The sequence below is a fragment of the Bacillus sp. GZB genome (assembly GCF_001975995.1).
Lineage (GTDB): Bacteria > Bacillota > Bacilli > Bacillales > Bacillaceae > Bacillus > Bacillus velezensis.
Genome location: NZ_MTQG01000021.1, coordinates 51,941 through 60,036 on the forward strand (window position 1 = coordinate 51,941; position 8,096 = coordinate 60,036).

An 8,096-nucleotide genomic window follows, 5' to 3' on the forward strand; every position below is an offset into this window, starting at 1 on the left:
TGCTGAATGAGAGTGAAATGTACCATTGCTTATGACGGGCATTTATTTAACGGATATCAGGTTCAGCCTGGAAAGCGGACCGTTCAAAGTGAATTGGAAAAAGCGCTGGCCGTCATCCATAAAACGGACGGCAGAGTGCCTGTGTACTCATCCGGCCGCACGGACAGCGATGTTCATGCTGCCGGGCAGGTCATTCATTTTGATACGCCGCTGTCCATCCCGGCTGAGAAATGGCCGTTTGCGCTCAATGCCCTGCTGCCTGATGATATTGCCGTCAAAACAGCAGAGATTGCGGATGATGGGTTCCATGCACGATTTAGCGCAGTCCAAAAGGAATATCGCTATATTGTATATACGGAGAAACACCCGGACGTATTTAAACGACATTACGCTTACCATTTTGCATATCAGCTTAATGTGCAGAAAATGAGGGAAGCTTCAAGGCACCTCATCGGGACACATGATTTCACAAGCTTTTGCGCGGCTGATACCGCGGTTCAGGATAAGGTCAGAACGATTTACGAGCTGGATTGGACTGAGACCGGAGACGGCCTGCAGATGCGGATCACCGGTAACGGTTTTCTCTATAATATGGTCAGAATCATTGCCGGAACGTTATTGGATACAGGAGCTGGAAAATTTTCTCCCGATGATGTAAAAGCAATGCTCGAAGCGAAAGATCGCGAAGCCGCGGGGCGCACCGCACCGGGGCACGGGCTGTATTTATGGAGCGTTTGCTATGACAACTAAACCAGGTGTAACATTTTCTTGACAGAGTCTGCATAAAGTTATAAGATATCATATGGTATGTATTTCAACCCCACGATAAGCCCCGGAACTTATTGTGTTGTGAAATAGAACGTAATCGAAGATTATTGAAAATGACAGATCATTTAGGAGGGAAATTCAATGCGTACAACACCTATGGCTAACGCAAGTACTATTGAACGCAAGTGGTTAGTTGTTGATGCTGCTGGCAAGACTTTAGGACGTCTTTCTACAGAAGTTGCATCTATCCTTCGCGGGAAACACAAACCGACTTACACACCGCACGTTGATACTGGAGATCATGTGATCATCATCAACGCTGAAAAAATCGAGTTAACTGGTAAAAAGTTAACTGACAAAATCTACTACCGTCACACTCAACATCCAGGCGGATTAAAATCAAGAACTGCTCTTGAAATGCGTACAAACTACCCTGAGAAAATGCTTGAGCTTGCTATCAAAGGCATGCTTCCAAAAGGTTCTCTAGGTCGTCAAATGTTCAAAAAATTGAACGTATACCGTGGTTCTGAGCATCCACATGAAGCACAAAAACCTGAAGTTTACGAACTTCGCGGTTAATTAAAAAGGAGGTTACCAATTTGGCACAGGTTCAATATTACGGTACTGGCCGTCGTAAAAGTTCTGTAGCGCGTGTGCGCTTAGTTCCAGGAGAAGGTCGTATCGTCGTTAATAATCGTGAAATCAGCGAGCACATTCCATCTCCAGCCCTAATCGAAGATATCAAACAACCATTAACTTTAACTGAAACAGCTGGTACTTATGATGTTTTAGTAAACGTACATGGAGGCGGCTTATCTGGTCAAGCTGGAGCAATCCGTCATGGTATCGCTCGTGCTTTGCTTGAAGCAGATCCAGAATACCGTGCAACACTTAAACGTGCCGGTCTTCTGACTCGTGACGCTCGTATGAAAGAACGTAAAAAATACGGTCTTAAAGGCGCTCGTCGTGCACCTCAGTTCTCAAAACGTTAATCGTTTTGGATGGCAAAAACCACAACTTCTTGGTTGTGGTTTTTTTGTATTTTTTTCTCATATTCAAGAGGTTATCCGATGTTTTTCTAGAATTGTTTGTTATACTCTATTCATTACCAATAAGGAGCGCAGTTATAATGAATAAGTTAGTCATACATAACAGCAAGGCATGGGATAAAAAAGTCGAAACAGGCAATGAATGGACGGTTGCGGTTGATTCTCATACGATTGGTGAAGCGAAAAAAGGCAATTGGAGCATCAGAATGACCCCCGGAAAAGATGTGCCGGCGGATTGGTTTCCGCCCATAGACGGTCTGAAGGTTCTTTGTCTCGCTTCAGGAGGAGGACAGCAAGGGCCGGTCCTTGCTGCTGCAGGAGCGGACGTGACCATCTTAGACAATTCGGAAAAACAGCTTGAGCAAGACAGAATGGTTGCCGAGCGGGACGATCTTACGCTTCGGACTGTCAAAGGCAGCATGAATGATCTGAGCTGTTTTGATGATGAGTCATTTGATTTTATCGTGCACCCGGTATCGAATTGCTTTGTTGATACGGTTCTTCCGGTATGGAAAGAAGCTCATCGCGTATTGAAAAAAGGCGGGTCTTTAGTCTCCGGTTTTGTAAATCCCGTCGTGTTCTTATTTGATATGGATTTAGAGCAGGAAGGTGTACTCAAAGTAAAGTATTCCATTCCGTTTTCGGATGAAAAAGACCTGAGTAAGAAAAAGGTAAAGGAACTTATTGATAATCATGAAGCGCTTGAATTCGGCCATACGCTGGAGGATCAAATTAAAGGTCAGATTGACGCAGGCTTCATGGTTGCCGGTTTTTACGAGGACAAAGGCGGCCTCGTGCTGGATGAATACATTAATACATACTCCGTAACAAGAAGCATTAAAATATAAAAACGGCATCCCGTCAGAGGTGCTGTTTTTTTGCGGCTTTTTCCTGCGGTCGGCTGATCACATTAGCCGAAACCGGTTCTATTCCAATTTCTCTGGCCCAAACCGACAGTTGTCCCATATGGTGAATCTCATGCGCAAGGATGTGGCGGAGAATATCTTCTTTAGGAAAGGTTTGGTCCATCCAGTCCGGCTTAACAAGATCCGGTCCTTTGAGGGAGACCGCATGAATGACATCCTCCCGATACTGTTCAGACAGCTTTCTGAGATCCTGAATGCTTGTATAGCCAGACTCAGCAGGTAAAACATCATCTTTACCTAAAATGGCACGAGCCCAGCTGATCTCGACATCAATGATATGAAATAAAGTCCGCAAGATGCTCTCCATTCCGCCCGTCCGGGTTTTCGTCAGTTCCTCCCGGCTCAGCTTTTCACATATCATAAACCACTCGTCACGCACCGTCCAATTGTATTGAAACAGCTTTTTCATCACGTCACCTCAGCTCTTTATTCTTCCAGTTAACATAAAACTCCTTCATTTGGGAGGATTTCCACTATCAACAAAGCATGCTTTTTCCCTTTTCCTTTCAAAATAACAGTAAAAAGGAGCGTGGCTGGCAATGGCAGAAGTATTATCTTTTTCAGACGTGAAACGGCAGAAGGATTTTGAGCTTGAGAAGAGTTTACTAAAGGAGCTGTCACTGACGCAGATCATTCAGTCCGTAAAAGCTTGTCTTACCCCTTTGTTTCCCTTTCTTCAAGACGAAAACGGCATTCTGAGTGAAGGATGCATAGATTTTGCAATTGAAGCGTATTTATTAGGCGGCAGGTTCGGCGTCTTTGGCTATTATGGTGAGTCTTTGCAGAGGGCAAACGCCCGTTCGGCTGAGGAAGAGGAAGAACTGACGGTCGATTTTTTTGAATATCTTTGCAATTGGACGCATGAGCAATATTCTTCCGTTAAACAAAAAGAAATCTATGAAGCGTCCTGCCGGTTTATCAACAGCTGGTGGACGGAAGGATTTCTGCAAAGAGAAAAACAATGTAAGCTCCGCATGAGATAATCATAATTTCTTCCCTTGTCCCATACTTATTAATAACGGGGACAAGCGGGAGGGAAAGGTATGACAAAAAAGCTGAAATGGCTCGGTTTTTTACTTGGCTTTATCATATTATTGTGTTTATTCCGGTTTCAATTCCAAAATGATGATTCCTGGCGGCCGTGGAGTCTGCCCCTGAGCGGGAAAATCATCTATCTCGATCCGGGGCACGGCGGGCCGGACGGAGGCGCCACGGGAGGCAGTCACCTTGAAAAGGACATTACTCTCGAAGTGGCCTCCAGGGTCAGAGACTATTTGCAGGAGCAGGGAGCTTTGGTCATTATGACGCGGGAGACGGATACTGATTTAGCTCCTGAAGGGACGAAAGGCTACAGCAGACGCAAAGCGGAAGATCTGAGAAAGCGCGTGGAAATCATCAACCGTTCAGAGGCGGAGCTTTATATCAGCATTCATCTGAACGCCATACCGTCACCGAGATGGAGCGGCGCCCAAAGCTTCTACTACGGAAAATACGAAGAAAATGAAAAAGTGGCAAAATATATACAGGACGAATTGAGAATCAATTTGGAGAATACAACGAGAAAGGCGAAACGGATACACGGCATTTACTTAATGCAGAATGTAACCAAACCGGGCGCGCTGGTGGAAATCGGATTTCTGTCCAATCCCGCGGAAGCGAAAAGGCTCGGCCAGCCCAAATATCAGGACAAAATCGCTTCTTCCGTGTATAAGGGCGTATTGAGATACTTTACAGAGAAAGGAGACCCTCCCGAGTAAGGAGGGTTTTTCGCCGATTCTATGTTTAATATATGGTATAATACCATTTGTAAACGAATACACAAAGGGTGAGGGTTCGATGATAAGAGAAGATGAAGTAAGAAATATAGTCGGAAACATGCGCGAACCTTTTCTTCATAGACCGCTGGGAGAATTGGATGCCATTAAAGAAGTAAAGATCAAGCCGGAAAAACGGCATGTCAGTGTAAAAATTGCATTGGCAAAAACGGGGACGGCTGAACAGATGGGCATTCAGCAGGAAATCGTATCCGTTTTGAAAGAAGCGGGTGCAGAAACTGTGGGACTGCGGTTTGAAGAGCTGCCAGAAGAAACATTGGCGAAATTCAGCCGGCCGGCTGCTGAAAGCGAAACCCTGCTGAATAGGAAACACCCGCCGGTCTTTCTTGCGGTGGCAAGCGGAAAAGGCGGTGTCGGCAAATCAACGGTTTCCGTCAATCTGGCCATTTCTCTTGCACGGCTCGGAAAAAAAGTCGGCTTGATCGACGCGGATATATACGGATTCAGCGTGCCGGACATGATGGGTATTACAGTTCGCCCGACAGTAGAAGGAGAAAAACTGCTTCCTGTCGAAAGATTTGGAGTAAAGGTTATGTCGATGGGCTTTTTCGTCGAAGAAAACGCTCCGGTTGTGTGGAGAGGGCCGATGCTGGGCAAGATGCTGAATAACTTCTTCCATGAAGTTGACTGGGGAGAGGTTGACTATATCGTTCTTGATCTGCCGCCTGGCACGGGTGATGTGGCGCTTGATGTACACACAATGCTTCCGAGCTGCAAAGAGATTATCGTATCAACGCCGCACCCTACAGCCGCATTTGTAGCGGCGAGAGCGGGTTCTATGGCGATTAAGACTGATCATGAAGTTGTAGGGGTCATTGAAAATATGGCTTACTATGAAAGTGCAAAAACCGGCGAGAGAGAATATGTGTTCGGTCAAGGCGGGGGAGATAAGCTTGCAGAGGAATTGCAAGTGCCGCTGCTTGGCAGAATTCCTTTAAAACAGCCTGATTGGGACAAGGATCAGTTTGCGCCTTCTGTCTATGACAGAAGTCATCCGATCGGGGAAATTTATATGGGGATCGCCCAGAAAGTCATTGAAAAAACAGCTGAATAAAAAAGGGGCCGGGATCAACACGGCCCGGCCTTTTATTGGCTTTCTTTTTCAGAGCTTGAAGCCGCTTTTTTCAATTCATCCTCGAATTGCTTTTTGAAAAGCGGGCTGGAAAGTGTCTCTGTAATTACATCCTCTAAGTAACTGCGGAACTTTTGGCTTTTCACCAGCTCATAGTATTTTTTATCCATGCCGGGGTCCTGCATGATCTGCATAAAACTTTTCTGATAATCAGGGTCTTTCATCAGTTTTTTTATGATTTTTTCGTGCTCGGGCTGAAGAGTTTTTGCAAAGCTCTCGGCGAACTTTGAGTCTTCAAAGATGGTTTTCCAGAACTCCGCCCCTTTTTTAGAGGTGAGGGTTTTCTCTATTGTGCCTTTAATGGCATTTTGATCAATCACCAATGCCTCATTCATCGCATCATCATTTAATATTTCCTTAATTGCTTTTTTTCCATCATCTGTCTTTAATATATCAACAACCATTTTTTTAGTCTGGTCATAATCCATATCCGCTGCTTGGTCTTTTGGAGCACAAGCTGTTACAGATAATACAACAAAACAGCTTATCAATAGCGTTTTGGCTTTTGACATGCATAAGCTCCTTCCTTACTTGTACTTATTTTTAATATGATTCATCGGAATGGATTTATACATAACAAAATATCGCTGAACGCGATTGTCAGGGGGATGAATAAGAGATGAAAAGCCGCGGGCTTGTTCGATTTTTCTTTTCGATTTTAGCTGTGGGCGCTCTTATTACAAGCGTCGTGGGATTTGCTCTGAAGTGGGGGGAGTACAAGGGGTTCTTTCTGAATTTTGAGGCCGGTCAGATTTTCTCCGTTCTGATCTGGTTTATCGGGGTAGGCATGATTTTCAGTGTGATCAGCCAGATGGGATTCTTCGTTTTTCTGACGGTGCACCGGTTTGCCCTTGAAATTCTCAGATCAAGCTCGCTTTGGAATCTGCTTCAGCTGTTTATCATTCTGTTTGTCGCTTTTGATTTAATGTACGTCAGATTTTTGTTTTTCGGAGAGCGGAATGACTCGATTGCAGGGTTTGTCTGGCTGCCGCTGGCTCTGCTTGCCGTCGGCCTGTTGACGGCATATATAAAACAAAAGCAGTCCTCAAAAAATACGTTCGTTTCATCATTATTTTTAATGGTCGTTATTACAGCGCTTGAATGGGTTCCTGCGCTACGAGTGAATAATGAGGACTGGCTTTATTTGATGCTGATTCCGCTGATGGGCTGCAATGCGTTTCAGCTGTTAATGCTGCCGAAGTTTGCCCAGAGGTAGTTATTTCACTTCTGATGACTTGACGTCAGTATTTGCGATCAGGTCGCCGACGGTCACGTTTTTCAGTCCTTTTTGCTTTAAATTGTGAATAATGGCGGGGAGCGCTTCTTCAGTCTGTGTTGCTGAATCAGAGGCGTGCAGCAGGACAATGTCGCCGCCTTTTATATGACTGTTTACATTTTTAATGATTTTATCAGGGCCGGGATTTGTCCAATCCTGCGAGTTAACGCTGTAATGAACCACTGAATAGTGGTACTGCTGTGCAATGGTAAGAACCTTTTTATTAAATTGTCCGGTCGGCGGGCGGAGTAAATGAACATTCTTTACACCCAGCTTTTTAAATGCAGTCTGGGCCCGGAGGATATCTTTTTTTATTTCATTGTCCTCTAGGTTGGTATAATTCTTATACGCATATCCCATGCTGCCGATTTGATGTCCGTCTTTTATCATACGTTCAACTGTGTCCGGGTGCCGTTCCGCCCAAGAAGCTGACAGAAAAAAAGTGGCGTTTTTAATACCGTTTGCTTTTAGCGCGTTCAGAATAGGAACTGCTTTTTCGTCGCCCCAGCTGATATCGAATGTTAATGCGACTTCGCCCGCTTTCGTCTCCCCTTTTGAAATAGCCTTCGGGCCGCTATCAGTTAAAAATACAGGAAGGGGGACGGCTCTCTGTATATAAAAAAAGCTGGCTGCTGCAAATGCGGCAATGATAATAATAAGCAGCTGTTTTATCCTTCTGATGTGCCACACGTAGAAGTGATTCACTGATGACGCCTCCTTATCTTGTCCATGCTTGATTACATCGTATGCTGCGGCGGAGATGAATATAACGAAATACGTTTTAAAAAAATGAAAAAAACACTTGCTAAATTTAAAGAATGCATGGTATATTATTAAACGTCGCTGATGAACAGCAGACAACAACAAAAAGCTTCGGAAACAACTTGAAAAAAGTTGTTGACATAAAAGAAGCTGAGTGGTAAGATAATAAAGCTGCTTCAACAAGCGGTAATGATCTTTGAAAACTAAACAAGACAAAACGCACCTGTTAATTCAAAGTTTTAAATAAATCGCACAGCGATGTGCGTAGTCAGTCAAACTACTTTATCGGAGAGTTTGATCCTGGCTCAGGACGAACGCTGGCGGCGTGCCTAATACATGCAAGTGAAC

At 44.6% G+C, this 8,096-nt stretch carries 11 protein-coding genes and 1 rRNA gene; 9 read left to right on the forward strand and 3 right to left on the reverse strand.

The features are described from left to right. Positions 1-6 precede the first annotated feature (6 nt). From truA to BXO87_RS19830, 4 genes are all read left to right on the forward strand, one after another. Positions 7-750: a tRNA pseudouridine(38-40) synthase TruA gene (truA, locus tag BXO87_RS19815; RefSeq protein ID WP_017419475.1), complete on the forward strand. Its 744-nt coding sequence runs from the start codon at positions 7-9 to the stop codon at positions 748-750. A gap of 159 nt (positions 751-909) precedes the next feature. Beyond that, the gene (rplM, locus tag BXO87_RS19820) at positions 910-1,347 is read left to right on the forward strand and encodes a 50S ribosomal protein L13 (protein WP_003225844.1); all 438 of its coding nucleotides are present in this window, start codon (positions 910-912) and stop codon (positions 1,345-1,347) included. A gap of 20 nt (positions 1,348-1,367) precedes the next feature. Then, positions 1,368-1,760: a 30S ribosomal protein S9 gene (gene rpsI, locus BXO87_RS19825; protein ID WP_003225846.1), complete on the forward strand. Its 393-nt coding sequence runs from the start codon at positions 1,368-1,370 to the stop codon at positions 1,758-1,760. Positions 1,761-1,897: 137 nt separating this feature from the next. Further along, positions 1,898-2,665 carry a class I SAM-dependent methyltransferase gene (locus tag BXO87_RS19830; protein WP_038456733.1) on the forward strand — a complete coding sequence of 256 codons (768 nt, stop codon included), beginning with the start codon at positions 1,898-1,900 and terminating at the stop codon, positions 2,663-2,665. 13 nt (positions 2,666-2,678) lie between these two features. Here BXO87_RS19830 and BXO87_RS19835 read toward each other — a convergent pair whose 3' ends face one another. Further along, positions 2,679-3,152 carry a DinB family protein gene (locus BXO87_RS19835; protein ID WP_038456735.1) on the reverse strand — a complete coding sequence of 158 codons (474 nt, stop codon included), beginning with the start codon at positions 3,150-3,152 and terminating at the stop codon, positions 2,679-2,681. A gap of 130 nt (positions 3,153-3,282) precedes the next feature. Here BXO87_RS19835 and BXO87_RS19840 point away from each other — a divergent pair, with 130 nt between their 5' ends. From BXO87_RS19840 to BXO87_RS19850, 3 genes are all read left to right on the forward strand, one after another. Beyond that, positions 3,283-3,726, forward strand: coding sequence for a DUF2521 family protein (locus BXO87_RS19840; protein WP_011996201.1), 444 nt, complete (start codon positions 3,283-3,285; stop codon positions 3,724-3,726). 60 nt (positions 3,727-3,786) lie between these two features. Next, positions 3,787-4,500: an N-acetylmuramoyl-L-alanine amidase CwlD gene (cwlD, locus tag BXO87_RS19845; protein WP_007615278.1), complete on the forward strand. Its 714-nt coding sequence runs from the start codon at positions 3,787-3,789 to the stop codon at positions 4,498-4,500. A 79-nt stretch (positions 4,501-4,579) separates the two neighbouring features. After that, on the forward strand, positions 4,580-5,632 hold the full coding sequence (locus BXO87_RS19850; protein ID WP_007410418.1) for an Mrp/NBP35 family ATP-binding protein: 1,053 nt from the start codon (positions 4,580-4,582) through the stop codon (positions 5,630-5,632). A 32-nt stretch (positions 5,633-5,664) separates the two neighbouring features. Here the strand turns inward: BXO87_RS19850 and gerD are convergent, their stop codons facing one another. Further along, complete coding sequence (gerD, locus tag BXO87_RS19855) at positions 5,665-6,222, reverse strand: spore germination lipoprotein GerD (protein WP_007615280.1); 558 nt, start codon at positions 6,220-6,222, stop codon at positions 5,665-5,667. Between the two features lie 107 nt (positions 6,223-6,329). On the opposite strand from gerD, the gene kbaA reads away from it, so the two are divergent. After that, a complete protein-coding gene (gene kbaA, locus BXO87_RS19860; RefSeq protein ID WP_038456737.1) occupies positions 6,330-6,926 on the forward strand; it encodes a KinB-signaling pathway activation protein in 597 nt (198 codons plus the stop codon). Here the strand turns inward: kbaA and pdaB are convergent, their stop codons facing one another. Continuing rightward, on the reverse strand, positions 6,927-7,691 hold the full coding sequence (gene pdaB / locus BXO87_RS19865) for a polysaccharide deacetylase family sporulation protein PdaB (RefSeq protein WP_038456740.1): 765 nt from the start codon (positions 7,689-7,691) through the stop codon (positions 6,927-6,929). 339 nt (positions 7,692-8,030) lie between these two features. Between pdaB and BXO87_RS19870 the strand changes: the two genes are divergently transcribed. Continuing rightward, a 16S ribosomal RNA gene (locus BXO87_RS19870) occupies positions 8,031-8,096 on the forward strand; the annotation flags it as partial.